This window comes from Thermaerobacter subterraneus DSM 13965 (genome assembly GCF_000183545.2).
GTDB lineage: Bacteria > Bacillota > Sulfobacillia > Thermaerobacterales > Thermaerobacteraceae > Thermaerobacter > Thermaerobacter subterraneus.
Genome location: NZ_JH976535.1, coordinates 650759 through 675813 on the forward strand (window position 1 = coordinate 650759; position 25055 = coordinate 675813).

21 protein-coding genes and 1 riboswitch are annotated in these 25055 nt (G+C 74.2%); of the genes, 13 read left to right on the forward strand and 8 right to left on the reverse strand.

The annotated features are described in order from the left end of the window. The first annotated feature begins 50 nt into the window (after positions 1-50). From THESUDRAFT_RS02820 to THESUDRAFT_RS02840, 5 genes are all read left to right on the forward strand, one after another. Positions 51-1562 carry a sugar ABC transporter substrate-binding protein gene (locus tag THESUDRAFT_RS02820; protein WP_006903204.1) on the forward strand — a complete coding sequence of 504 codons (1512 nt, stop codon included), beginning with the start codon at positions 51-53 and terminating at the stop codon, positions 1560-1562. After that, on the forward strand, positions 1559-2512 hold the full coding sequence (locus THESUDRAFT_RS02825) for a carbohydrate ABC transporter permease (RefSeq protein ID WP_006903205.1): 954 nt from the start codon (positions 1559-1561) through the stop codon (positions 2510-2512). The genes THESUDRAFT_RS02820 and THESUDRAFT_RS02825 overlap by 4 nt, the downstream gene beginning before the upstream one ends. A gap of 169 nt (positions 2513-2681) precedes the next feature. Next, positions 2682-3518 carry a carbohydrate ABC transporter permease gene (locus tag THESUDRAFT_RS02830; protein ID WP_006903206.1) on the forward strand — a complete coding sequence of 279 codons (837 nt, stop codon included), beginning with the start codon at positions 2682-2684 and terminating at the stop codon, positions 3516-3518. Further along, on the forward strand, positions 3515-4726 hold the full coding sequence (locus THESUDRAFT_RS02835; protein WP_006903207.1) for an ABC transporter ATP-binding protein: 1212 nt from the start codon (positions 3515-3517) through the stop codon (positions 4724-4726). Before THESUDRAFT_RS02830 ends, THESUDRAFT_RS02835 begins: the two co-directional genes overlap by 4 nt. A gap of 388 nt (positions 4727-5114) precedes the next feature. Continuing rightward, positions 5115-5378, forward strand: a complete 264-nt coding sequence (locus THESUDRAFT_RS02840; protein ID WP_006903208.1) for a hypothetical protein — start codon at positions 5115-5117, stop codon at positions 5376-5378. Between the two features lie 80 nt (positions 5379-5458). Here THESUDRAFT_RS02840 and THESUDRAFT_RS02845 read toward each other — a convergent pair whose 3' ends face one another. The 6 genes from THESUDRAFT_RS02845 to thiD all read right to left on the reverse strand — a co-directional run bounded on the left by THESUDRAFT_RS02845 (position 5459) and on the right by thiD (position 12831). Continuing rightward, on the reverse strand, positions 5459-7048 hold the full coding sequence (locus THESUDRAFT_RS02845) for a CapA family protein (RefSeq protein ID WP_006903209.1): 1590 nt from the start codon (positions 7046-7048) through the stop codon (positions 5459-5461). Positions 7049-7314: 266 nt separating this feature from the next. Further along, complete coding sequence (locus THESUDRAFT_RS02850) at positions 7315-8955, reverse strand: MFS transporter (RefSeq protein ID WP_006903210.1); 1641 nt, start codon at positions 8953-8955, stop codon at positions 7315-7317. Positions 8956-9168: 213 nt separating this feature from the next. After that, positions 9169-9891, reverse strand: a complete 723-nt coding sequence (gene thiE / locus THESUDRAFT_RS02855; protein WP_006903211.1) for a thiamine phosphate synthase — start codon at positions 9889-9891, stop codon at positions 9169-9171. A 29-nt stretch (positions 9892-9920) separates the two neighbouring features. Next, the gene (thiM, locus tag THESUDRAFT_RS02860) at positions 9921-10817 is read right to left on the reverse strand and encodes a hydroxyethylthiazole kinase (RefSeq protein ID WP_083855413.1); all 897 of its coding nucleotides are present in this window, start codon (positions 10815-10817) and stop codon (positions 9921-9923) included. 392 nt (positions 10818-11209) lie between these two features. After that, positions 11210-11785, reverse strand: coding sequence for an energy coupling factor transporter S component ThiW (gene thiW, locus THESUDRAFT_RS02865; protein ID WP_006903213.1), 576 nt, complete (start codon positions 11783-11785; stop codon positions 11210-11212). Then, positions 11782-12831, reverse strand: a complete 1050-nt coding sequence (thiD, locus tag THESUDRAFT_RS02870; protein ID WP_006903214.1) for a bifunctional hydroxymethylpyrimidine kinase/phosphomethylpyrimidine kinase — start codon at positions 12829-12831, stop codon at positions 11782-11784. Before thiD ends, thiW begins: the two co-directional genes overlap by 4 nt. A gap of 134 nt (positions 12832-12965) precedes the next feature. Next, a riboswitch (TPP riboswitch) is annotated at positions 12966-13075 on the reverse strand. A gap of 62 nt (positions 13076-13137) precedes the next feature. Between thiD and THESUDRAFT_RS02875 the strand changes: the two genes are divergently transcribed. The 8 genes from THESUDRAFT_RS02875 to THESUDRAFT_RS02910 all read left to right on the forward strand — a co-directional run bounded on the left by THESUDRAFT_RS02875 (position 13138) and on the right by THESUDRAFT_RS02910 (position 22847). Further along, the gene (locus tag THESUDRAFT_RS02875; protein ID WP_006903215.1) at positions 13138-13530 is read left to right on the forward strand and encodes a hypothetical protein; all 393 of its coding nucleotides are present in this window, start codon (positions 13138-13140) and stop codon (positions 13528-13530) included. Then, on the forward strand, positions 13527-14951 hold the full coding sequence (locus THESUDRAFT_RS14130; protein WP_006903216.1) for a LysO family transporter: 1425 nt from the start codon (positions 13527-13529) through the stop codon (positions 14949-14951). Before THESUDRAFT_RS02875 ends, THESUDRAFT_RS14130 begins: the two co-directional genes overlap by 4 nt. Before the next feature lie 86 nt (positions 14952-15037). Beyond that, on the forward strand, positions 15038-16870 hold the full coding sequence (locus THESUDRAFT_RS14890; protein WP_006903217.1) for a Mur ligase family protein: 1833 nt from the start codon (positions 15038-15040) through the stop codon (positions 16868-16870). Between the two features lie 214 nt (positions 16871-17084). Beyond that, on the forward strand, positions 17085-17822 hold the full coding sequence (locus THESUDRAFT_RS13215; protein WP_006903218.1) for a hypothetical protein: 738 nt from the start codon (positions 17085-17087) through the stop codon (positions 17820-17822). A gap of 318 nt (positions 17823-18140) precedes the next feature. Further along, positions 18141-18911 carry a metal ABC transporter ATP-binding protein gene (locus THESUDRAFT_RS02895; RefSeq protein ID WP_006903219.1) on the forward strand — a complete coding sequence of 257 codons (771 nt, stop codon included), beginning with the start codon at positions 18141-18143 and terminating at the stop codon, positions 18909-18911. Next, positions 18908-20803: a metal ABC transporter permease gene (locus THESUDRAFT_RS12085; protein WP_006903220.1), complete on the forward strand. Its 1896-nt coding sequence runs from the start codon at positions 18908-18910 to the stop codon at positions 20801-20803. Before THESUDRAFT_RS02895 ends, THESUDRAFT_RS12085 begins: the two co-directional genes overlap by 4 nt. Beyond that, a complete protein-coding gene (locus tag THESUDRAFT_RS02905) occupies positions 20800-21993 on the forward strand; it encodes a metal ABC transporter solute-binding protein, Zn/Mn family (RefSeq protein ID WP_006903221.1) in 1194 nt (397 codons plus the stop codon). Before THESUDRAFT_RS12085 ends, THESUDRAFT_RS02905 begins: the two co-directional genes overlap by 4 nt. Positions 21994-22199: 206 nt before the next feature. Continuing rightward, positions 22200-22847 carry a hypothetical protein gene (locus THESUDRAFT_RS02910; protein WP_006903222.1) on the forward strand — a complete coding sequence of 216 codons (648 nt, stop codon included), beginning with the start codon at positions 22200-22202 and terminating at the stop codon, positions 22845-22847. 281 nt (positions 22848-23128) lie between these two features. On the opposite strand, the gene THESUDRAFT_RS02915 is transcribed toward THESUDRAFT_RS02910, so the two are convergent. Both THESUDRAFT_RS02915 and THESUDRAFT_RS02920 read right to left on the reverse strand, forming a co-directional pair. Then, a complete protein-coding gene (locus tag THESUDRAFT_RS02915; protein WP_006903224.1) occupies positions 23129-24109 on the reverse strand; it encodes a transketolase family protein in 981 nt (326 codons plus the stop codon). A 64-nt stretch (positions 24110-24173) separates the two neighbouring features. Then, positions 24174-25028, reverse strand: coding sequence for a transketolase (locus tag THESUDRAFT_RS02920; RefSeq protein WP_006903225.1), 855 nt, complete (start codon positions 25026-25028; stop codon positions 24174-24176). Between the last annotated feature and the right edge of the window lie 27 nt (positions 25029-25055).

A 25055-nucleotide genomic window follows, 5' to 3' on the forward strand; every position in this document is an offset into this window, starting at 1 on the left:
CGTCAGCAGGAGTCCGCGGCGAGCGACGAGCAAGGGGAGGTGACCGTCCTGTGCGTGCTGGCTGGTGGAACCGTTGTCTGGAACGCCGGAGCGGTAGCGAGCGGAGGCCTGGCTTAGAGGGTGGCCCGCGGCGTCAGGGGCGCCAGGACCGCAACCGGTCGGGTGCCCGGCTGCTGGCGGCCCTGCTGGCCCTCAGCCTGGTGCTGCTGGCCGGATGCGGCAGCGGGGGAAGCTCTCCGGGCGCGGCGGGCGGCGGTACGGGCGAGGCCGGTTCGTCCGGAGAGCAGGGCATCCAGACCGTCACCCTGCGCGCCATGACCATCGGCAAGCCCACCGAGCACTGGCGGTTTGACAACCTCAGGGAAGCCGTGGACCGGCTGAACGAGAAGCTGGAGCAGGAGGGCGCCAGCGTTCGCGTCCAGCTGGAAGGCACCCACGAGGACCGGCCCTGGGACGAGTACAAGCAGCGCTTCATCCTGGCGGCCGAGGCCGGGAAGGCGCCGGACATCATCCTCAGCGGCCACGAGGACGTGGCGCCGTGGGCCGCGGCCGGGCACATCATCCCGCTGGACGAGTACGTCAAGGATAGCCCGGTGTACCAGGACGTGTTCCCGACGCTGTGGGAGTCGGTGACCCTGGACGGGAAGATCTGGGGCATCCCGCAGGATACCGAGGCGCGGCCCCTCTACTTCTGGAAGTCGCATCTGAAGCAGCTGGGCTGGTCCGACGAGCAGATCGCCCGGTTGCCGGAACAGATCGAGAAGGGCGAGTTTACCCTGGATGACCTGCTCACCGTGGCCCGGCAGCTTCAGGACCGGGGCATCGTGCCGGCGGGGCAGGGCTTCTGGACGCGGCCGCAGCCGGGTGTGGACTTCTACATGTTCTACCTGGCCTACGGCGGCCAGATGCAGGATCCCGCCACGGGCAAGCTGGTGCTGGACAAGGCGGCGCTCCTGAAGGAATACCGGTTCTTCGCCCGGGCGCGGGAGCTGGGCGTGCTCAAGCCGTCGCTGCTGGGGACCGACTGGTCCATCTGGCACCGGACGGTGACCGGCAAGCAGGTGGGCTTCTGGGTCGGCGGCTCCTGGCAGGTGGCCGAATGGCAGGACCAGTACGGCCTGAGCGACGCCGACGTCCAGGATCTGGGCTACGCGCTGCTGCCGGCGGGCGAGCAGGGCAAGCCGGGGGTCACCCTCTCGCACCCGCTGGTGTACATGGTGACGAAGTACTCGCAGCACCCCGAGCTGGCGGCGCGGCTGATCCTCGAGGCGACGAATCCCGAGTTCAACACGCGCCACGCGGTGGAGAGCAACCACCTGGCGATCATGAAGTCGCAGCTGGACCAGCCGGCGTACCAGGAGAACCGGCTGCTGGGTGACCTCGCGTACATGGTCGAGCACGCCGGGTTCGTCCCGCTGCACGAGCAGTTCGGCAACTACGACCAGGCCATCTACCGCGGCCTGTCGGCGGTGGTGGCCGGGCAGATGACGCCCGAACAGGCCGTCGACACGGTGGTCCGGCAGCTGCAGTCGCAGCTCCGGGACGAGGTGATCATCCGGTGAGCCGGGCGGCCGAGGTCCTCGCGGCCGCCCGGCCGGCGGCGCCGTGGCGGCTGGGGGCAGGGTTCCTCCTGCCCTTCGCCCTGGTGGTGGCCGTGTTCTTCCTGGTCCCGGCGGTGCTGACGGTGATCCTCAGCCTGACCGACCTCAGCGTCGCCACGGGCCTGGAGGGCTTCCGCTGGGTCGGCCTGGCGAACTACCGGCGCATCCTCACCGACCCGGTGGCGGGCCTGGTGCTGCGCAACACGCTGCTGTATGTGGGCGCCACCCTGACGCTGTTCAACGTGGGGCTTGCCCTGGTGCTGGCGCTGGCCACGGCCTTCCTGCCCCGGCGCTGGGGCGGGTTCTTCCGGGCGGTGTGGCTGCTGCCCAGGATCACGCCGTCGGTGGTGTACGTCCTCATGTGGAAGTACTTCGCGGCGGAGCCGCCCTACGGCGTGATCAACCAGGTGCTGGGCGCGCTGGGCCTGCCGGCGGGCGGCAACTGGCTCTACGAGCACCCATGGCCCGTTGTCATCGCCATCAACGGCTTCGTCGGGGCGTCCATGGGGATGATCATCTTCAGCGCCGCCATCCAGGCCATCCCGCGGGAACAGCTGGTCGCGGCCCAGGTGGACGGCGCGGGCACCTGGGCGCTGGTGCGGCGGGTGGTGCTGCCCCAGCTGCGGTGGCCGGCGCTGTTCGTCGCCGCGTACCAGACCCTGTCGCTGCTGGCGTCCTACGAGTACATCCTGCTGGCCACCGACGGCGGGCCGGGCTTCTACACCACCGAGGTCTGGGCCCTCTACGCCTTCCACACGGCGCTGTCCAATTACTTCGGCAACGCCCAGTACGGCCTGGGTGCCGCCCTGGCCACGGTGCTGGTGGTCATCGGGCTGGTGGCGTCGGTGCTCTACCTGCGCTTCTTCAACTTCCGCCAGTTGACCCAGCCGCCGCGGATCGAGGTGAGCTGAACCCGGCGGGTGCGCCTCGGCCAAGAGGCGTGGGGAACGCGCAAGAGGCGTGGGGAGCGCGGCGCAGCCCCTGGGCAGCCCCTGGGCGTCGTGGCGGTTGGAGCGCGAGGGGCTCAAGGTGTCCAGGTGAACGGATCGCGGCACCGGTCGCGGGAAGGGAGGTGGCGGCGTGCTCGGCAGCCTGAGCGAGACCCAGCGCCCGGCGCGCTGGGCGTGGCTTCTGCTGGTGCCGGTGACGGCGCCGGTGCTGCTGCTCTACGCGTGGCTGCTGGTGGCGTCCTGGAGCGATGGGATGGAAGGGTTCCGGCCGCTGGGGTGGACCTGGGAGAACTGGTCGTTCCTTTGGCAGCCCGACCCCTTCGGCCCGTCCATGGTGCAGCTGACCATCAACACGCTGCTTTTTGCCCTTCTGGTGGCCCTGGGCGAGGTCCTGCTGGCCAGCACGGCCGCCTACGCCCTGTCGCGCCTGGCCGTGCCGGGCCGGCGGCTGTGGCTGGCCATGCTGATCGTGCTCCACGCCTTCCCGGGGATCACCCTGCTGGTGGCGCTGTTCCTCTTGCTCCGGCAACTGGGCCTGTATGACACCCTGGCGGGCGTGGTGCTGGCCAAGATCGCCCTGGAGCTGCCGTTCCACGTGTGGGTGCTCAAGGGCTTCTACGACCAGGTGTCCTGGGACCACGAGATGGCGGCCCTGCTGGACGGGGCCAGCCGCCTGGCCGCCTGGTGGCGGGTGGTGCTGCCCATCATCCGCCCCGGCCTGATGGCATCGGCGGTCTTTGCTTTCCTGTCCGGGTGGAGCGAGTTCCTGCTGCCCTACGTGCTGGCGCCCGGCGCCGGTGTGCAGACGCTGCCGGTGTACCTGGGGGCGCTGCTCTCCCAGGCCGACGTGGCCCGCTACGGCACCGTGACCGCCGTCGCCGTGTTCTACATGATCCCGGTGATGCTGGTCTACCTGTTCCTCCAGCGCTACCTGATGGTGCTGTACACGGGGGGTGTAAAGCGGTGAGGATCCGGCTGGAAGGGGTCACCAAGCGCTTCGGCACCGTAACGGCCGTCGACCGCCTGACCCTGGAACTGGAACCCGGCCGGCTGGTGGCGCTGCTGGGGCCGTCCGGGTGCGGCAAGTCGACCACCCTGTACATGCTGGCCGGCGTGCTGCGGCCTACGGAGGGTGACATCTTCTTCGACGGCGTGCGGGTCAACGACGTGCCGCCCCAGCGGCGCAACGTGGGCATGGTCTTCCAGAGCTACGCCCTCTACCCACACATGACGGTGTTCGAGAACATCGCCTTCCCCTTGCGGATGCAGCGGCTTCCCGAGCCGGAGATCCGCCGCCGGGTCCACGAGATGGCCGAGCTGGTGCAGGTGGGCAGCCTCCTGGACCGGCGGCCGGAGCAGCTCTCCGGCGGCCAGCAGCAGCGGGTGGCCCTGGCCCGGGCGCTGGTCAAGCGGCCGGCCCTGCTCCTGCTGGATGAACCCCTCTCCAACCTGGATGCCCAGCTCCGGCAGGCCATGCGCGCCGAGATCCGGCGGATCCAGCGGGAACTGGGTGTGACGGCGGTGCTGGTCACCCATGACCAGACCGAGGCGATGAGCATCGCCGACTGGGTGGTGCTGATGAACGGGGGCCGCTGCGTCGCCCAGGGCACCCCCTACGACCTCTACCAGACGCCGCCCAACCGCTTTACCGCCTCCTTCATCGGCCACCCGCCCATGAACTGGGTGCAGGGGCGGGTCAGCGGGTCGCGGCTGCAGGTGGACGGCCTGCCCGTGTACCTGCCGCTGCCGGCGACGGCACGGGAAGGCGAGGTGGCCATCGGCATCCGCCCGCAGCACGTGCAGCTGGTGGCGCCCGGTCGCGGGCACCTGGACGGCCGGGTGACCATGATCGAGCTGCTGGGCCACGAGAAGCTGGTGACGGTGGAAGCCGGCCGCGTCCCCGGCGGGGTGGCCCCTTCCGGTCCTGCCGGCCCCACGGCCGGGACCGGCTTGAGGCTGCAGGCCCTGGTGCCCGCCGACGCCGCCGTGGTCGAGGGGGAGGCGGTGGGCGTCCGGCTGCCGGTGTCGCGCCTTCACCTGTTCCGGCTCTCCGACGGCAACCGCCTGGCCCTGCCGGGTGCAGCGCGCCGGCCGCTGGCTGGAGCGCTGGCGACCGCAGCGGGCGACGCCGTGGGGGACGAACCGGCCGGGGAGAGCGCGGGGACGGCCGGGTGAGGCGGAGGGAGGCCCCGGGTTCCTACACCCGTGGCCGGGCCGTCAACGTTCGACGGTTGCGACGATGAGGTGCCGGCCGGATTCCGTGTCGCCGGTCGCCACGTGGGCGTCCTCGGAGGACCTCTCCTAGAGCCGGTGCGCCAACTTGCCGCACACCGACGGGGCGATGCGCCGCTAATCGCTCCAGACGTGCCACCCTCGATTCCTCACGGGTAGAGGGACGGGGGGTTCCAGCGCTTCCATGCGGACGGGCGTCACCTGCTCCGTCCAGACGCGCCAGCGCGGGGTCTGTTGGGGATCGGAGAACCGATCCCGGCGTTTGATGGGCCCATCCTCGCCTGTCGTGGCTATGCTATGCTCTTCTCACAGTGGTTTGGGAGGCGGTACCATGCACCGCGAAACGGCAGCGTCCAAAGACGCCGACATGCCCCCTACGACCCCCGACACGTCGTGGTTGATCCTCCAGCGCTTGGACGATGTCCGCCGGGAACAGGACCGCCTGTACAACTACATTGAGCAACGGGCTGACCGCATCGAACAGCGCATCGACCGCCTCGAACAGCGCTTGGACCGCCTAACGGGATGGTTCATTGCCGGCCTGATCGCCGTGCTGGGCGCACTGGCAGGTGTCGCCGTGGCCGGGCGGCTTTGAAACGGCGACCCGGCGGCACAAGATTCGCCTACGGCTGATAAGAGATGACGATGGAATGGTAGGCAGCTACGAGCCCTCGATCACGGCCCCTGCGCGGGTGCCAGCTCCTCCATGGGGACCCAGCGGACGCCCGGTGCCTCCAGGCGCTCCAGGGCCCGCCGGTAAGCCCGCTCCAGCAGGGGCACATCGGCCTGGGGCACCTGGTACCGGGCCGGATCGCCGGCCGCCTCCCGGGCCGGCAGGGGGCGCCAGAGCCAGCGCCCGTCCACCCTCCCCTTGTGGATGTAAAGGGGCACGTAACGGATTCCCGTGACCCCTGCCCGGCCGGTGAGGGGGTCGCGGGCCAGGTCGAGCCAGAACAGGGCGGAGGTCATGCGGTCTTCCCCGATCTGCCCGGCCAGGAAGTTGCCCTGGGAGAACAGCACCGCCTTATAAAGGCAGGGACGGCCTCCGGTGGACCCGGTGTACCCGGCAGGCTGCCCGGACCCGGATCCGGGCCTGGTGCAGGAACGGTCTGGCCCGGCAGCGGCGGCCCCTGCGCCGGGGGCACCGGCTGCAGGGGCGCCGGCCGCAGGGGCGCCGGCCACAGGGGCGCCACCCGCGGAACCGGGTTGATCCTCCTCCCCGGGCTCACCGGGCCCCCGCCCCGGCCCCTCCCGCCTCGGCTCCGGTGGTCCTGAGGCACCCGGTGGCGGCGCTTCCGCTGCCGCCTCGTCCCCCGCCCGCTTCATCGGGCGCAGCTCGGCCCGCTGCAGCACGTGGGGATGGTGGCCCAGCACGATGTCGGCGCCTGCCGCCAGGACCTGATCGACCATGTCCTCCTGCTGTCTGTTGGGCTCGGTCTCGTACTCGTTGCCGAAATGCAGGGAGACCGACACCAGGTCGGCGCCCGCCCGCCGCGCCCGAGCGATGTCCGCCGCGATCTGCCGGGGATCGATCAGATTGACCAGATAGGGCGCCGGCAGGGGGATGCCGTTGGTGCCGTAGGTGTAGGCCAGGAAGGCGATGCGGATGCCGCCCGCCTCGGCGATGGCGATGCGGTCCCGTTCCTCCGGGGTGCGGGCGGTGCCGGCATGGATGAAGCCGAACCGCTCCAGGTTGGCATAGGTGCGCTCCACCCCCCGCCGGCCACGGTCCAGGGTGTGGTTGTTGGCATTGGTCAGGACGTCGAAGCCAGCCTGGCGCAGGGCCGCCAGCAGTTCCGGGGGCGAGTTGAACCGGGGATACCCCGTGTAGCCTCCCAGGTCGGCGCCCGTGACGGGCTGTTCCAGGTTGCCCACCGCCAGGTCCGCGGCCCGCAAGGCCGGCGCCACAGCCGCCAGGGCCGGCCCGAAATCGTAGGTCCCGTCCCCTTGCCGGGCCGCCGCCAGCAGGGTGTTGTGGATCAGCACGTCCCCCACGCTGGCCAGGCTGGCCCGCTGCCAGTGGAGGCCGGCCGGCCCGTCTCCGGGGCCGGGTTCGTCCTCCTCGCCGGGAAGAACCCGGCCGGCGCCGGTGCTACCCCGGGGGCCGGCGGCATGGCCGGCAGGATCCGTGGCGGAAGGATTCCCCCACGGCGCCAGGCCTGCCCATTCGGCCAGGGGACCGCACCCGCTGCCCAACACCAGCAGGGCCGCCGCGAAGAGGACGGCCAGACGCCTCATGGGGGTCCGCACCCGCCGTCGTGCCACGTCCACCCTCCTTGCCGGTCGCCGGGCCGGGGGGGACAGGCCGCCCCGGAAGGCCGGATCGCCTGCCCCTTCCATGACGGAGCCAGCCGTGCGGATCGCGCAGTGGGGATCCGGTAGTGTCGATCCGGCCGTACGGATCCGGCAGCGCAGATCCGGTGCTGCGCATCCGGCAGCGCGGATCCGGCGGTGCCGCAGCCGGCACTACGACTCCGGCCGGTGCCCGGAGCCCCCCTGCGTCGGACGCCGGCGCCTTCGGGCCACCTGCCTCAAGCGGGGCTGTTCTTCAGCGCGGTGCGGCGCTCTTCCTCCCGGTTCTTCAAGGAAAGGGCCGCCAGGATGCCCAGGGCGGCCAGGACGCCGAGGACCACGTACGCCTGCTCGTATCCCGCCACGTCGCCGGCGTGGGAGGCCACGATGGCGCCCATGGCGGCGCTGCCCACGATCTGGCCCATGTTGCTGGCCACGGTGAGCAGGGACTGGGCGGCCGCCCGGTGGCCGGCCCCGGCTTCGTTGAGGACCACATACCGCAGGGGCGCGCCCGTCAGGCTGGCCAGGCCGAGGCCCACCACGACGCCGTCCGCCACGAAGAGGCCCATGCTGCGGGTGACCGCGGGGATCAGCAAGAGCCCGGCGGCCAGCACGGCCGTTCCGGCGGTGAGGACCACCCGGGAGCCCGCCTGGTCCAGCAGGCGGCCCACCAGCGGCGCCCCTACGGCACTGGCCAGCACCGCCGGCCCGAGCAGGTACGCGGCGGTGGACGGTTCGACCCCGAAGGCGGCCACGGCCAGGGAGGGGACGAAGACCAGCCCCGCCTGGAGCAGACCGCTCAGGCCGGAAAGGGCGTTGGCCACCGCCAGCTGGCGGTTGGCCAGCAGCCCAGGGTCGATCAGCGGCGCGGGCGAAGCGGCCTCGACCCGCTGGAAGGCCACCAGCAGCACCAGCCCGGCCGCCAGCAGGGGCCAGACCTGGGCCGAGGCCAGGCTGGCCAGCACCGCCTGGCTGTCGATGCGGTTGATGGCCAGGGCCAGGGCCACCAGGCCCGACCCCAGCAGGACCATGCCGGGGAAGTCGAAGGCTGTGCGAGCCGCCGGCCGCGGCGCCGGCAGGACCCGCCGGCTCCAGGCCAGCACCAGGGCGGCCAGGGGCACGTTGATCAGAAACAGCCACTGCCAGCCGAAGGGCAGCAGCACGCCGCCGATCACGGGCCCCAGCAGGAAGGCGAGGCCGAACATGGCGCCCGTCATGCCCAGGGCACGGCCGCGGCGCTCCGGCGGGAAGGTCTCGCCGATGGTGGCGCTGGCCACCGGGAAGATGCCGCCCGAGGCGAGACCCTGGATCGCCCGCCCGGCCAGGAGGACGGGGAAGGAGGGCGCGGCGGCCACCACCACCGAACCCAGGCCGAAGAGCGCCACATCCAGCATGTAGACCGGCCGGCGTCCCCGCAGGTCGGAGAGCCGGGCCATCAGCGGATTCCCCACCAGATTGCACAGCACGTAGATGGTGAAGACCCAGCTGAGCTGCCGCTCGCTGACGGCGAAGTCCCGGCCGATGGCGCTCAGGGCCGGGCCGACGATGGCGATGTCCAGCGCCCCCAGGAACACGCCGAGCAGCAGGACGCCCAGGACGCGCTGTCCCTGGGGATCGGCGACGCCTTCGCGGCCGGCGGCACCGGCCCGGCCGGCGGCACCGGCGGGAGTCGAGGGCCGGACGGGCGTGGAGGAGCCGCGGGCAGTGCCGGGACCCGCCGGCTGGGTGGGTCCGGTCGGAGCCTTCGGCTGGCCGCCGCTACCGGATTGGGCCCCATGACCGGGCTCTGGCAGGCCGCCCCCGGCGGCGTTCGGCCGGGACGAACCGGCGCCCGAGGCCGCACCGGCGCTTCGCCGGCCGCTTGGCTGGCGGTGGGACACGGCAGGTCAACTCCTGTCGTCGGGCTGGCTTGCCCGGCCCCCCTTTCGACCGTGGCCGCCGCCGGCTGGGCCGAGGCCGGTCGGGCCGCGGCCGGCGGGACCACGCGGCCGGGCAAGCAGACGGGCAAGCACTACAAAGGGAGTGTAGCACGACGGGCCGGAGCCGGTGCCGTGCCGTAGAAAAGGGGACGGCGTCATGCACCTGCGGTGCACTCACCGGTCCCACCGCTGCACGAAGGCGGCTGCCGCTCCGCCCGGGTCGGCCGCCCGGGCGATGGCCGAGGCGACGGCGACCCCGGCCAGGCCGGCCCCGCGCAGGGCCGGGAGGTCATCCAGGGTGATGCCGCCGATGGCCACCACGGGCAGGCGGGTGGCGGCCACCACCGCCTTCAACCCCTTCAGGCCGATGACGCGGGCATCGTCCTTGGTGGAGGTGGAACGGAGCGCCCCGGCGCCCACGTAGTCCGCCCCGGCGGCCTCGGCCGCCCGCGCCTCCTCGGGGCTCCGGACGGAAACGCCCAGCAGGCCTTCGGGCCAGAGCCGGCGCACCACCTCCGCCGGCAGGTCGTCCTGTCCCACGTGCAGGCCGTCGGCACCCACCGCCAGCCCCAGGTCCAGCCGGTCGTTGACCACCAGCAGGGCGCCGTAGCGGGCCGTGATCCGGCGGGCGGCCTCGGCCAGTTCGTAGGCCACCCGGTCGGCCGCCGCCTTGGCCCGGAACTGCACCGCCCGGACCCCGGCCGCCAGCACCGGCTCCAGCAGAGGGGCCGGGTCGGCGGTGCCCACAAGGCCCAGGTCGTAGATGAAGTAGACCTTGAGCAGGCCGGTTGCGGGGCGGGCGGGATCCGCACCCCCGGCAGGGATGCCCGCGGGCAACGGGAGGCGGGCGCCGCCCCGGCCGGACCCGTCCTTACCGTTCCTTGAACCCTCCGTCATGGGATCACCTCCCGCCGTCTCCGCGCGGTTCACCGTTCCCGGGATCCGTGTGGCGGCCCCGGGAGAATGGAAAGCCCTTCGGCATCCCCTGTGCCCCCCGCCCCCAGCCGGTACAGCTCGTCCAGGAAGGCCGCCTGGAACGAGCCCGGCCCCGAGGTGCGCTCCGCCGCCCGCTGGGCGGCCAGGCCGTAGACGGCCATGGCCAGGGTGGCATCCTTGAGGGGTGCGACCGAGCCCGCCAGGAACACCGCCACCGCGGTGGTCGCCCCGCACCCGCCGCCGGTCACCGCCGCCAGCCAGGGGTGGCCGTTGGCCACCCGCCAGGCCTGGAGGCCGTCGGTGACCAGGTCCACCGGTCCGCTGGCCACCACCACGCAGCGGTAGCGCCGGGCCAGCGCCTGGGCCGCCTCCAGCACCTCCCCTTCCTCCACCGCGCCGCTGTCCACGCCCCGGGTGCGGCCGGTGCCCGCCCCGGCCAGGGCCAGGATCTCGCCGCCGTTGCCGCGCACGGCGGTAGCGCCGCCGGCCAGCAGGTCCAGGGCCAGCCGGGTGCGCAAGGGGGTGAAACCGGCCCCCACGGGGTCGACCACCACGGCGCGCCCGTGGCGGAGGGCCTCCGCCTGCGCCGCCTTGAAGACGGCTTCATCCCCTGCCCGCAGGCTGCCGATGTTCAGGACCAGGGCCTCCGCCGCCGCAGCAATGGCGGGGAACTCCTCCGGTTCCGGCGCCATCAAGGGGGATGCCCCCAGCGCCAGGGTGATGTTGGCCGTCCAGTTCATCACCACGTAGTTGGTCAGGTGGTGGACCAGCGGTCGCCGGTGGCGGATCCGGGCCAGGACCCGGGCGGCTTCCGCCGCCCAGCTCGCGGGCGCCGGGCCGGTGGAGGAGTTGGAGGCTTCCGGAGCCGGCGGCTGGGGAGCGCCCATGTTCGTCACGGGGATCCCTCCTCTGGAATGCCTGTGGAACGCCTGATCGTCCTGCCAGGCCAGGGCGAGACGCGCGTCCAGGGGCCGGGCGGAGCCGGCTCATGCCGGCCCGGCGCGGGTCCGGGCGAACCGCCGGGTTCATGGCGAACCGGGCAGCGCCCCGGTCATGCCGGCCCACGGCGGGCCAGGGTGGGCCACGAGCCCCGGGCGGGGCGGAACCTTGTCACGTCGCCCGGCTCCGGTCCGGGGCGAGCGACGGATCCGGGGCCCCGGTGGTACCGGTGCATGCCGGCCTGCCGCGGGTCGGGGGGTGCCACGACGCACGGCCCCGGTGGCGGCCCGGTCCGCGCGTTCCCCGCGGGGGCGATTGCCGCCCCTCTGAAGGCGCGGGGTCACCTGCGGGACGAGGGCGGGCTCTGGCTGGACCCCGGGCCCGGGCCGGGAACCGGCCCCCCGTCGCCCTCCGGGGCCGGGGCGGGGAGCCAGCGCAGCAGCAGGCCGCCCACCAGGGCGCCCAGCAGGCTGCTGACGGTAAAAGGCACCACGTAGAAGAACCAGGCCGCCTCGGCCTGGCCCAGCAGCCACCGGGCCACGGGGAAGGCGGCCAGGCCGCCCAAGAGGCCCGTGCCCACCACCTCCCCCGCCATGGCCGCGGCGGGGCGCCGGGCGGCCCGGTAGGCGAGCCCGGCCAGGGCGGCGCCGAAGAGGCTTCCCGGGAAGGCCAGCAGGGTGCCCAGCCCCAGCAGGTTGCGCAGCAGGCTGATGAGCAAGGCCACGGTCACGGCGCCCGCGGGGCCGAACCAGGCGGCGGCCAGCACGTTGACGGCATGCTGCACCGGCGTGGCGGTGGCCACTCCGACGGGGACCCGGATCATGCCCGCCAGGACGGTGCCCAGGGCGATCAGCATCGCGGCCCGGACCAGCCGCCGGGTGCGGTGGGGGGGCGCGCCGGGCTGAGGTGCCGTCATCCCTCTTCACCTCCGTCGAGCTGCCGGCCCTCAGGGCCCGCGGCCCCGGATGCGGCCTGGTCCACGGGCGCGCCGTTCGGCGCGCCGCCCTCCCCGGCCGCCGCTCCCAACGGGTCACCCAACGGGTCATCGGGCGCAGCCTCCCAGGGGTAAAAGGAGCAGGTCGGGCCGTGGCCGCGCCCGATGGCGGGGGCATGGCGGATGGCCCCGGTGATGTAGATCTTGGCGGCTCGCAGGGCGTCCAGCACCCCGTACCCCCTGGCCAGGTAGGCGGTGATGGCGGCGGAGAAGGTGCAGCCCGTCCCGTGGGTCGAGCGGGTGGCGATGCGGGGCGCCCGCAAGAGGTGCCAGTCGCGGCCGTCGTAGACCACGTCCACGGCGTCGGCCGAATCTTCCGCCACGTGGCCGCCCTTGACCACCACCCAGGTCGGCCCCAGCCCGTGGAGGACCTGGGCCGCCCGGCGGGCGTCGTCCAGCGTCCGGATGGGGACGCCGGCCAGTTCCTCCGCCTCGTGGCGGTTCGGCGTGATCACCGTCGCCAGGGGCAGGAGCAGCCGCCGCACCGCTTCCCGGGCCGGTTCGTCCAGGAGGGGGGCCCCGCTCTTGGCGATCATCACCGGGTCGACCACCAGGGGGAAGGGACCCAGCCGGTCCCGCCAGTGGCCGATGCGCTCCGCCACGGCCTCCACGATGGCGGTGGTGCCCAGCATGCCCGTCTTGGCGGCGTCGGTGCCGATGTCGTCCAGCACGGCATCGATCTGGGCGGCCACCATCCCGGGGGGCACCAGGTGGACGTCCCGCACTCCCTCGGTGTTCTGAGCCGTCAGGGCGGTGATGGCCGATGTACCGAAGACCCGGAGGGCGTTGAAGGTCTTGAGGTCCGCCTGGATTCCGGCGCCGCCGCCGCTGTCGGAACCGGCGATGGTCATGGCGCGGGGCGGCGGCACCTGGGGCGGGGTGCCCGGGTGGGGCGCATCCGGGCGCCCATCCGGGCGGGGAGCCCCCGGACGGGGCTCGCCGGGCCGGGGCTCGGCAGGGGTGGGCATGGCGGATCGCTCCCTTCCCACAGGTGGTACGGGCTGGCGGGGCTGCCGCGGCAGGGCAAGGTGCGGCCGGCAACGAAAAGGGCCGCGGGACGAACGCGGCCCAGGCGCCAGGAAGCGATCCAGAGGCTTCGTTGGAGCGGGACCGCACCGTTCCCTCCGGTGGCATTACCCACGTCAGGTTCGAGGGGTTCGAGCCGGGTGGCTCGTCTCAGCCGGCGTGGCGCCAGCACCCCCACGGTGCTACCATCTCCAGTATCCGGTCCGCACGAGAACAGGTCAACGGGTGGGCGAAACGGGGGAACCAGCTTGCGCGAGCGATTGAAGCCCGTGGTCCGGGCGATGGCCCTGGGACTGTTTGTAGTGATCGCCGCCCTGTGGCAGCGCCGCACGGGCGGGTCGGTGGCCGGGCTGCTGGGGTTCACCGCGGCGCTGGCCGGCGCCGTCCTGCTGGGCGCCCTGGGGTTTGCGCGGCTCATGGGCGTGCTGGAAAGCGGCCGGCGCGGTGATGCCGCCCGCGGTGGGGCCGCCCGCGGCGACACCGGCAGCGGTGGCCGCGGCGGGGCCGGCGGCACGACCGGAGCGGCCGGCCGCCTTGTGGCCGCCACCAGCAGGGGTCCGGCGGGTCGACCGCGCCGGCCCGGGGCCCGTGCCGGGGAAACCGCCGGAGCGGGCCCCGCCCAGGGGCGAGGCCGGCCGTGACCGCGGTCCTGGTGGCCCTGGCCGCCGGCATGGCCGCGGGGCTGAGCGGCCTGGGTGGCCTGCTGCCGGCAGCCTGGTGGGATGCGGCATCCCGGTGGACGCTGCGGGCGCTGCTCTTTCTCATGGGCCTGCGGCTGGGCCTGGATCCCCAGGTAGGGTCCGGTTTGGCCCGGCTGGGCGCACGGGCTGCCGCCTTTGCCGTGGCCACGGCGGGCGGGGCGCTGCTGGCGGGACTGCTGGGCTCGGCCCTGGGGGCCGCATGGCGTGCTCGTACGGCCTTTCGGCAGGGCGCCCCCAGCGCCAGGCGCCGGCGCGCCCCCGGCACCTGGTGCCGGCGTATCCGCATGGCCTGGTGGCAGGGTACCCCCATCACCCGGCGGCTTGGATCCAGGGCCGCGGGCGGGGCCGGCGAGGTGACGGGACGAACCCGCCAGGGCCCGATCACGCTCTCGGGCGGGACGGCAGGACCCCACCTTCTCCCTTCGGATCCCGTCCCCCGGGGAAGCCTCGGCCCGGAGACCCCGAGGATCCGGCCGGACCCGGCCCGCCACGATCCCGCCGCGGGGGACCCGGCCACGGCCGCCGGGGGCCCTGGCCGGTCCGGCGAAGCCCTGCGCCTCAGCGCCGCAGCCGTCCTGGCGGTGGCCGGCGGCTGGCTGGCGGGGGCCGTGTTCGTCCACTGGCTGGGCGGCCTGCCGGGAGGCAGCGTGGGGGCGGCGGTGGCCGGAGAAGCGGCGGCCATGGCCGGCGGGCTGGAGGCGCCGGAGGCGCCGGTGGAGGCGCCGGTGGCGCCGGTGGAGGCGCCGGTGGAGGCGCCGGCGAGCGGCGGGACGGGAGGGGTGGCCGGCGGGCCGGAAGGATCGGCCCCCCTGGTGGCCGCTGCCGGGCGGCTGGCCGCCGCCGGCTCCGGGTACGCCTTGCTCCTCCTCATGGCCCTTTACGGGTACGAGTTCGGCCGGCAGTGGCCGGCCACCCGGGAGAGCCTCCGGGCCGTCCGGGGCAAGGCCCTCCTGTTGCCCTTGCTGGGTGCGGCGGGGAGCCTGGCCGGGGGCTGGCTGGCGGGGCGGCTGACCGGCGAGCCGCCTGCCCTGGCCCTGGCGGTGGCGGCCGCCTTCGGCTGGTACAGCATGGCCGGGGTGCTGGTGGCCCAGCTCTGGGGACCGGCCGCCGGTGCCCTGGCCTTCCTGGCCAACGTGATGCGGGAGCTTTTGACGGTGGTGGCGGTGCCCTTCCTGGCGCGCCTGGCGGGCCGGCGGTCCTGGCTGGCCGTCCTGCCGGGAGGCGCCACCACCATGGACACCACCCTGCCCGTCATCGCCGCGGCGGCGCGGGATGCGGGCACCACGGCCCTGGCCTTCGTCCACGGCCTCATCCTCACCTTGCTGGCCCCTGCCCTGATCAGCTGGCTGGCGAGCCTTTGACCGTTTCCCCCCTCCTTGACACCTGGCCGGGGCATGCGACATACGCCTATCGGGGAACCCCAAACGGGGGGGGTTGAACCATTACCATGGCGCTGGATGTCGTTCCGCTGCTGCAGGGGCTGTCGTTTTCCCTGTCCGGCGAGCCGCTGCCTCCTTGGGTCGGCGAGATCCGCTCCCACTCCGCCCGGGTCGAACCCGGCGACCTGTTCGTGGCCATTCCCGGGCGCCGGCACGACGGTGCCGCCTTTGCCGGCGAGGCGCTGCGCCGGGGGGCCCGGGTGGTGGTGGCCCAGCAGCCCCCGGGGCAGCCGCTGCCTCCCGGGGTCAGCTGGCTTCAGGTTCCCTGTGCCCGCTCGGCCCTCTCCCGCCTGGCGGCCAACCGCTACGGTCACCCGTCCCGCCGGCTGGTGGTGGTGGGTGTCACCGGGACCACCGGCAAGACGACCACCACCCTTCTCCTCCACCACCTGCTGAGCGCCACAGGGATCCCGGCCGGCCTCATCGGGTCGCTGGAGGTGCGCGCCGGTGGGCACTGCTGGCCGGGCAACCTGACCACCCCGGACCCGCTGGACCTCCACCGGTACCTCAGGGTGATGGCCGATGCCGGTTGCCGGGTGGCGGTGATGGAGGTCTCGTCCCAGGGTGCCGACCAGCGGCGGGTGGATGACGTGGCCTTCGACCTGGGCGTGGTGACGAACCTGGCTCCCCTGGAACATCTGGAGTACCACCCCACCTACGAGGACTACGCGGCCGCCAAGGGCCGTTTCGTCGCCATGATCCCGCCCGGCGGCGGCGTGCTGATGCACGAGGGCGAGGCCGCCCTGCGCCTCGGCCCCTATGCCCGGGCGCCGGTGGTCCTGTTCGGGCGCGGCCCCGCCTGCCACCTGCGGCTGGCGGCCGAGCAGGTGGCTGCGCCCGCCGCGGCGCTCTCCGCCCGGGTGGGCCCCGATCTCTGGACGAACCGGTTGCATCTGGAACTGCCGCCGGCCTGGCCGCCGGGGCCCGCCCTGCGGCTGGGCCGGGATCGTCCCGAAGGGAATGGGCACTTCAGGGCCGTGCCGGCTGCCGGGGCGCCCCCGGCTGCCGGCGCTCGGGTGGCCCCCGAGGGACCCCGGCCGGGCCGGCCGGGCGTCTGGCTGGAGACTCAGCTCCTGGGCCCCCACCATGCCCTCAACGTGGTGGCGGCCGTGGGAGCCGCCCTGTGGCTGGGCCTGGATCCGGGCACGGTCGCCCGCGCCCTGCCGGGTTTTGCCGCACCCCGGCGCCGCACCCAGGTGCTGATGCGCCGCCCCTTCACCGTCATCGACGATACCGCCGGGCGGCCCGACAGCCTGGCCGCCTGCTTCGCCGTGGCCGCCCGGATCCCCCACCGGCGGGCGGTGGTGGTCTATGCCGTGCGGGGAGGGCGGGGTGCGGCCATCAACTATGCCAACGGCCTCCAACTGGCCTGCGAGGCCCGCCGCCTCGGGGCAGCGGTGCTGGTGACCGCCAGCGCGGGGGATACCACGGCCCGGGATATGGTGCGGCCCGCGGAGTGGGAGGCGTGCCTGGCCGGGCTCGAGACGGGCGGGCTCAAGCCCCCCCAGGTCGGCACCTTCACCCGGCTGGGGGATGCGGTGGCGGCGGCGGTCTCCTTGCTGGGGGAAGGCGATCTCCTGCTCCTGCTGGGGGCCCAGGGCATGGATGCGGGCGCGCTGTACCTGCAGCGGATTCTGGCCCGGCCGGTTCTTCCCGTGCGGCCGGCCTTGTCCGTGCGGCATCCGGCGCCCCTGGAGCGGGCGGGCCCCACGGTCTCGGCCGGCCCCACGGCCCCGGCCGGTCCCGGGCTCTCACCGGAGGGACTGCCGGCGGCCGCGGGCAGGGCCGGCCGGGCGGAGGAACTGCCCGAAGGGGCCGTCTTCCCCGGGGGCGCCCTGTGATCCCTGAGCGGCCGGCCAGCAGGGGCGGCGACGGGCACCCGGCTGCGGGTCCTGGCGGGTCGTGGCCGGCCGGCCGGGCCGGCCGCCTGGGTGCCGGATGGGGTGGGCGTTGTCTCCGCCCGGGCGCTCCTGTGCTATGATTAATCGCTAGCCGGCCATCGCCGGGCGAGCCCGCCATCGTGGCCGGCCCGTCAGAGCAAGCGAGGCGACTGCCATGGAGCGCAATCACCGGCCCGGCCCCGGCGGGCCGTCCGATCCCCAGGAAGAGAAGGGCCCGGCTCCCGGCGGCACCGGACCCGGCAGCGCCGGACCTGGTTCCGGACCCGGCGCCGGACCCGGAGGTGCCCGGCCCGGCCATCCTGCCCCGGCCCGGCCACCGGCCCGCTCGGGCGGTACCGGCCGGGCGCCGGAACCGCCCGGCACGCCGGCAGCGGCCGGCCCGTCCGGCTCGCCCGGGGCCCCGGAGGGCGATCGGCGAGCCGCTCGCCCGCGCCCCTTGCGCCAGGGCTACTCCCGGCCGCGGCGAGACCACCCGTACGACACCCGGGTCCTGGACGACCTGGCCCGGGTCTTCATGGAAACCACCCTGCGCGAAGACGGCACCGTGATCTGCCCCGACCGGCGGGAGGCCCTGGCCCTGGCCGAGCAGGTGCTGGACATCCTGTACTATTCCGGCTTCTACAACGCAGCCGACGTAGCCGGGCTGCGCTTCCACCTCTACCCCCGGCTGGAGGCGGACGGCCAGCCCGACCTGATCTACGCCAACACCTGGATGGACGGGCGGTGGATGGAGATCGCGGTGGTGGAGGTGCCCCGGCCCAACGCCCGGCCTCCCGAAGAGGAAGGCCCGCACCCGGTACGCGGCCTGGCCCGGCCTTTGCCGGCGGGCGAACCCGGCCGCAACGGGCTCACCCACCCGGGCCGGCCGGGCGCCCGCCGCCCGGAGGGTTAGGCCGGGCCCGGGGCAGGGAGCCTCTTGCGCCGGGCGCCGGCCATGGAGCCCCGAGGAACGGCGATGGTAGCCCAGGCCGCGGGGCTGTGTCCCGCCGGGCCACCTCTTGCAAGGGGGACCGCTGCCCGGACTCCGCCTCCCCGGTGGAGAAGCTGCCGCCGGGCCTGAACTGCCGCCCGAGGAAGGGGCGCCGCTCTGTACCCTGGTTTTGCATTTATGCAAAAATGTTGTTGGCTAACAACTAGCAGGGTGTGGCTGCGCCGGTTTGTCCGGATCGCGCCGGGCTGAACCGGCCCGGTCCCCCAGGGGGGACGGAACATGGCTGGTGAGAGCGAGGCCGCCGTGGCCGTGCGCAACCTCTATGTGGCGTACGACCACCGGCCCGTCCTGCGGGGCGTGCGGCTGGCGGTGCCGGCGGGCTTGCTGGTCGCCTTGGTGGGGCCGAACGGGGCCGGCAAGTCGACCTTGTTCAAGGCGATTTTGGGGCTGGTGCGGCCCGCCGCCGGCACGGTGCGGGTCTTCGGCCAGCCGGTGGAGCGCCAGCGGCGCCGCATCGCCTACGTGCCCCAGCGGGAGCTGATCGACTGGGATTTCCCGGCCACCGTGTCCGACGTGGTGATGATGGGGCGCGTGCCCCGCCTGGGCTGGTTGCGGCGCCCGGGGCCGGAGGACCGCCGCCGGGTGGCGGAGGCCCTGGAGGAGGTCGGCATGGCGGCCTACGCCCGGCGCCCCCTGGCGGCCCTTTCGGGCGGCCAGCAGCAGCGGGTCTTTATCGCCCGGGCCCTGGCCCAGGATGCCGACCTGATCCTGCTGGACGAACCCTATGCCGGTGTGGATGCCGCCACCCAGGAGGTGGTGCGGCGGCTTCTGGGCCGGCTGCGGGACGCGGGCAAGACCATCCTGGTGGTCGACCACGATCTTTCGGGAATCGGCCACTACGACCGGGTGGCGCTGATCAACGGCCGGGTCATCGCCTTCGGCCCGCCGGCGGAGGTCATGACGGCCGAGCGGCTGCGGGAGACCTACGGCGGCCGGCTGACCTACCTGGACCGGGTGGTCCTGCCGGTACCGGGAGGGGTGCGGGCATGACGGGCGATCCGGGATGGCTCGACATCCTGGCGGAGCCGCTGCGCTATCCCTTCATGGTCCGGGCCCTGGCCGCCGGGGTGCTGGTGGCCGTGGCCGGAGCGGTGACGGGCAGCTTCCTCCTGGTGCGCCGCTGGTCGCTGCTGGGCGATGCCATCTCCCACGCCGTGCTGCCGGGCGTGGCCGTCGCCTACCTGCTGGGCTGGCCTTACTTTACCGGCGCCCTGGCCAGCGCCCTGCTCACGGCGGCCGGCATCGGCTTTCTCGAGCGGAACACCCGCCTCAAGTCCGACGCCGCCACGGGCCTGCTCTTCCTCGGCGCCTTCGCCCTGGGGCTGGCCATCCTCAGCCGCGCCCGCAGCAGCGTGGATGTGTTCCACATCCTGTTCGGCAACGTCCTGGGCGTCTCCCGCGCCGACCTGGTGCTCATGGCCGTGGTGGCGGCGGTGGCGGCCGGACTGGTGGCGCTCCTCTTCAAGGAGCTGCAGTTGTGGGCGTTCGATCCCGTCACCGCGGAGGTGGCGGGACTGCCCGTCCGTGCCCTCCACTACCTGATGATGGTGCTGGTGTCGGCGACCCTGGTGGCGGCGCTACAGGCCGTCGGGGTGGTGCTGGCCCTGGCCATGCTGGTGACCCCGCCGGCCACCGCCTACCTGCTGGTGCGCCGCTTCCCGGCCCTGATCGGCCTGGCCGTGGTGCTGGGCACGGTGGCGGCGGTGACCGGCCTCTACCTGTCCTTCTACCTGGACGTGGCCTCGGGACCCGCCATGGTGCTGGTGGCCATGGCGGGTTTCGTGGTGGCCCTGGTGCTGGCTCCCGAGCAGGGGCTCCTGGCCCGGCTCCTGCAGCGGCGCCGGACCGCCCGGCTGGTGGCCGCCGAGGACGTTCTCAAGGCCCTGCACGAGCTGGGGGTGGAAGGCGGCGAGGCGGTCGCCCGGGGGGCAGGACCCGCGGCAGGACCCGCTGCAGCCGCGGCCGCGTCCCCGCGGGGCGTGCCGCTGGACGTTCTGGCCGGTTGGACCGGCTTGACCCGCCGGGAGGTACGGGCGGCCCTGGCCCGGCTGGTGGCCCGGGGCCTGGCGGCCTGGGATCCGGAACCCGAGGCCGGGGACCCCGGACCCCAGGCACCGCAGCCGGCCGGTGACGGCGCAGGCGGCGGCCCGCAGCCTGCGGGGGCCGGCTTCCGGGAGCGCCGTGGGCCCCGGGCGCAAGGACCGGCCCTGGGTGCGCGCCTCACCGCAGCCGGGGTGCGGGAAGCCCGCCGGCTGATCCGGACCCACCGGCTGTGGGAGCGGTACCTGACCGACGTGGCCGGCATGGCCTGGGAAGACGTTCACCAGGTGGCCCACGAGCTCGAGCACGCCACTCCGCCCCACCTGGCGGAAGAGATGGCCGAAGCTCTGGGCCATCCCGCCCGCGACCCCCACGGCGCACCCATTCCCACCCCCGCCGGCGACGTGCCGGCGGAGCCCGGCCCGCCGCCGGTGGCCCTGGACCAGTTGCCGGCAGGGACCCGGGCGGTGGTCGCCCGGGTCGACGACGAGGACCCGGACCTCCTCGGCCGGCTGCGCCGGGCGGGACTGGTGCCGGGCACCCGCCTGGAGGTGCTCGGCCGCGCCCGGGACGGTCTCTGGGTGCGCCGCGAAGAAGCCTCCCAGGTTCGGGTTCCGGGGCCACCGGCGGAGGAACCGGCCGGGCGCCGGGGCCCACGGCCAGAGCCGGCCGCACCGGTGGCTGCGGAGCAAGGGGCGGGGCGGAGCGAAGCGCCGGGGGAGGCTTCCGGCCCCGACGGGCAGTGGCTGGACGCCGCCGCCGCGGCAGCCCTGCGGGTTCATCCCCTGGAACCGGACGGGACCCTGACGCGGCCCGGCCCGCGTGAGGAGGAGCCGGCATGAGGCGTTCCCAACCCCTACCGGCCGCGATCCTGGTGGTGGTGCTGGTGCTCCTCCTGAGCGCCGGCTCGGTGCTGGCGGCCGGCCGGTACTGGTGGCGCCAGCTGATGGGCCCCGGCGACCCGCGGCCCCTGGTGGTGGCCAGCACCACCATCCTGGCCGACCTGGCGGCCCGCATCGGCGGCCCGCGGGTGCGGGTCCATAGCCTGCTGGCCCCGGGCCAGGATCCCCACAGCTACGAGCCCTTGCCGCGGGACGCCCTGGCCCTGGCCCGGGCCCGGGTGGTGCTGCTCAACGGCCACGGGATCGACCTGTGGGCCGAGCGGCTGCTGGAGGGGATGCCCCAGGCTCCCGCCACCGGCTCGGCGCCAGGGACGGCTACAGGCTCCGGCCTGCCGCCCGCCCCGCCCGGCCTTGACGGGCCTGCACCGGCGACCCGGCTTCCGGACCCAGAGGGACCCCCGGACCCGGTGGCGCCCGGCTCCGCGTCGGCCTGGCCCGGTGCCCCGCGGGCGGCATCCCCGGACCCGGTGGCCCCTGCCCCGCCGACGGGCGGCCCTCTGGTGGTGCGGGTGGCGGAAACCCTTCCCCCCGCCGTCCTGCTGCCCTGGCCGGGCGATCCGGCGAAGGTCGATCCGCACCTCTGGATGGATCCCGTGCTGGTCATGGGCTACGTGGACGCCATTGGCGCGGCCCTGAGCGCTGCCGATCCGGCGGGGGCCGGGTTCTACCGGCAGCGAGCGGCCTCCCTCCAGGAAGAGCTGAGGGCGCTGGATGCCTGGATCGCCCGCCAAGTGGCCGCCGTCCCGCCGGATCGCCGCCTGCTGGTGACCACCCACGACGCCTACCGCTACTTCGGTCGCCGCTACGGCGTCCGGGTCGTGGACAGCGTGTGGGGCATAAGCACCGAGGAAGAACCGGCGGCCGCCGAGCTGGCCCGCCTGCTGGGGCACCTGCGGCGTTACGGCGTGCCGGCCTTCGTGGAGTCGACCATCAATCCCAAGCTCATGGAGGAACTGGCCGCCCAGGCGGGCGTGCCCATCGGCGGCCAGCTCTACGCCGACTCTGTGGGCCCTCCGGGCAGCGGGGCCGAAACCTACCTGGACATGATGCGCCACAACGTGCGGGTCATCACCGGGGCGCTGCGGGAGGCGCCGCGGCCTCAGGACCCTTCCGGCCCTCCGCCCCGTTGAGCCGGGGCCGGGCGGGCTGCACGCCGCGGCGGACGAAGGGGTTGCGCACCGGGGCGCCGAGGCCGCCCCAGCCCCGGTGAGGGCGAACCGGGTAGGGCGTGGCCGGGTCTTCCCCCGGCGCGTCCTTCCGGGTACCATGGAACTGGTAACTTATGCCTGCCGGGGTTCCCGGCAGGGGCGGCGTCCCATGCGGGAGGAGGGGAAAGGTGCGGCAGGGGTGGCGCCGGCTGGCGGCCGGCGTGGCCGTGGCGGTGGTGGCGGCGGGTGTGGTGGCCTGGTCCCTGACGCCGGCAGGAAGCCAGTGGTGGCAGGCCACCCTGGAGGGGCTGGGACGACCCGAAGCCCCCGATCCCCAGCAACTGGAGCAGGTCGGCCGCCACCTGGCGGCGTCGACGGGCGAGGAACTGGAGCGGGCGAAGGGCAACGTGCACGGGGTCCACGAGCGGATGAACCAGATCGCCGGCTGGGGGCACCTGGCGGCGCTGCGGGACGCCCACAGCCCCGCGTGGAACGACGTCCAGCAGGTGCTGGAAAGCGCGAGCCTGCAGCTCTTGCGGGACGTGGCAGCGCGGTTGCAACCGCCCACCGCCGGCCAGGACCTCCAGGCCTTCATCCTGGCGCTGGAGGAGGGCTACCGCCGGCGGGACCCCGGCCGGGTCCGCACGGCCCACCGGATCATCCACGACCTGGACTACTTCGTGTTCAACCACCAGACGGTGCCCGGGGGCAGCCGGGACTACTGGGGGGCCACCCTGACGCTGGAAGGGGACGGCTCCCTGGCGGCCGAGGTGCTGGGAGCTGCCGCCGGGGAGTCGGGCCGGGAAGCGGGCCAGGGAACGGGGGCCGGGGAGTAGGGGGTTGGGGAGCAGGGGGCCGGCGCGGCGGAGGGGACCGGGTCCCGGTGGGCACCGGCAGGCGGCAAGGCCCTTCGGCCGGTCCCGGCCCCGTGCACCCAGGGACGACCCCGGCGGGCGAGGTTCCCCTCCGCGGTGGCCGGTGCTCCTCTCCGTGGCGCGTGGCACCTGCTTCAGCGGTGGGCGCCACCCGCCCCAGCGACAGGCGGTATCCGCAACCGGCGCCGGGCGGCACGCGCTGCCGCGCCGGAGTCCCCGCTTCACCGGCAGGGGTGCCCTCTTCAGCGGCGGGCCGCACCCGCCACCCCCGCCCGCTTGCGCTCCAGCACCCGGCGGGCCGCGGCGGCGATGGCCTCCGGGGTCAGCCCGTACTTGCGCATCAGCTCCTCCGGGGCGCCCGATTCGGCATAGGTGTCCTGCAGGGCGACGAACTCCGCCGGCACCGGCACCGTCTCCGCCAGGGCCATGGCGATGGCGCTGCCCAGGCCGCCGGCCTTGAGGTGCTCTTCCGCCACCACCAGGGCGCCTGTCTCTTCCGCTGCCGCCCGCACGGCGTCCCGGTCCAGCGGCTTGACAGAGGCAAAGTCCAGCACCCGGGCTTCGATGCCCTCCGCGGCCAGCTGCTCGGCCGCGGCCAGGGCCGCCGCCACCATCAGCCCGTTGGCGGCGATGGTCAGGTCGCCGCCGTCCCGCACCCGGATGGCCCGCCCGATGGCGAAGTCGCAGGGGCGGGTGTCGTAGACCAGGGGAGCCTTGGGCCGGCCCACCCGGATGTACACCGGGCCCGGGTGCGCCACGGCCGCTTCCACCGCCCGGCGGGTGGCGTGCTCGTCCGCGGGCACCAGCACCACGAAGCCGGGTAGCGCCTGGGCCAGGGCCACGTCCTCCACGGCCATCTGGGACACGCCGTCTTCGCCGATGCTGATGCCGCCGTGGCTGCCGACGAACTTCACGTTGAGGCCCGCGTAGTTCACGCCGATGCGCATCTGGTCGAAGGCCTTGCACATTAGAAAGGCCGCAAAGCTGGCACAGACGGGAACCTTTCCGCACGACGCCAGCCCCGCCGCCAGGCCGACCATGTTGGCCTCAGCGATGCCGGCGTTGAAGAACCGCTCGGGAAACTCCTGGGCGAAGTAACGGGTGTAGGTCGACTTGGACAGGTCGCCGTCCAGCACCACCAGCTCGGGATGCCGGCGGCCCAGCTCCACCAGTGCCTCGCCGAAGGCCTGGCGGGTTGGCTTGCCTGTGGGAAGCCCGAACATGGCAGGATCCTCCTCGCGCTCGTCAGCGGGGCGCGGGCTCGCGCTCGTCAGCGGGCTCGCGCCGTCAACGGGCCGCGGCCGGTTCGTCCCCCAGCTCCGCCAGAGCCTTTTCGGTCTCCTCAGGGGTCGGCGCCCGGCCGTGGAACTCGTTGTTGTTCTCCATGAAGGACACGCCCTTACCCTTGACGGTGTGGGCGATGATCATCACCGGGCGCCCGGTGCCGGCCCGGGCTCGCTCCAGCGCCGGCACCACCTGGCCGAGGTCGTGGCCGTCGATCTCCTCCACGTCCCAGCCGAAGGCGCGCCACTTGTCGGCCAGCGGCTCCACGCGCACGATGGCGTCCACCGCGTCGTCCAGCTGGTAGCGGTTGTAGTCGAGGATGGCGATCAGGTTGTCCAGGCGGTGATGGGCCGCGAACATGGCCGCCTCCCAGACCTGGCCCTCCTGGATCTCCCCGTCGCCCAGGAGCACGAACACGCGGTAGTCCTTGCCGTCCAGCTTGCCCGCCAGGGCCATTCCCGCGGCGATGGAGAGGCCCTGGCCCAGGGAACCGGTCGAGGCCTCGATCCCCGGGCAGTCCCGCCGGGAAGGGTGTCCCTGCAGCGGGCTGTCCAGCTGGCGCAGCCGCTCCAGCCAGGCCTCGGGGAAATAGCCCGCCTCCGCCAGGGCGGCGTACACGATGGGCACGCCGTGCCCCTTGCTCAGGACGAACCGGTCCCGATCGTCCCAGCTGGGGCGGGCCGGGTCATGGCGCATCACATGGAAGTACAGCGCGGTGACGATCTCCGCAGCGGACAAGGAGCCGCCCGGGTGACCCGAGCCCGCCCGGGCGATCATGCGGATGACGTGGCGGCGCAGCTGGCGCGCCCGTTCTTCCAGCGACGCCAGCGTCTCTGCCGGAACGGTCGGTGCAGGCACGTGCATCGCCTCCTGCGGCCGCGCGCC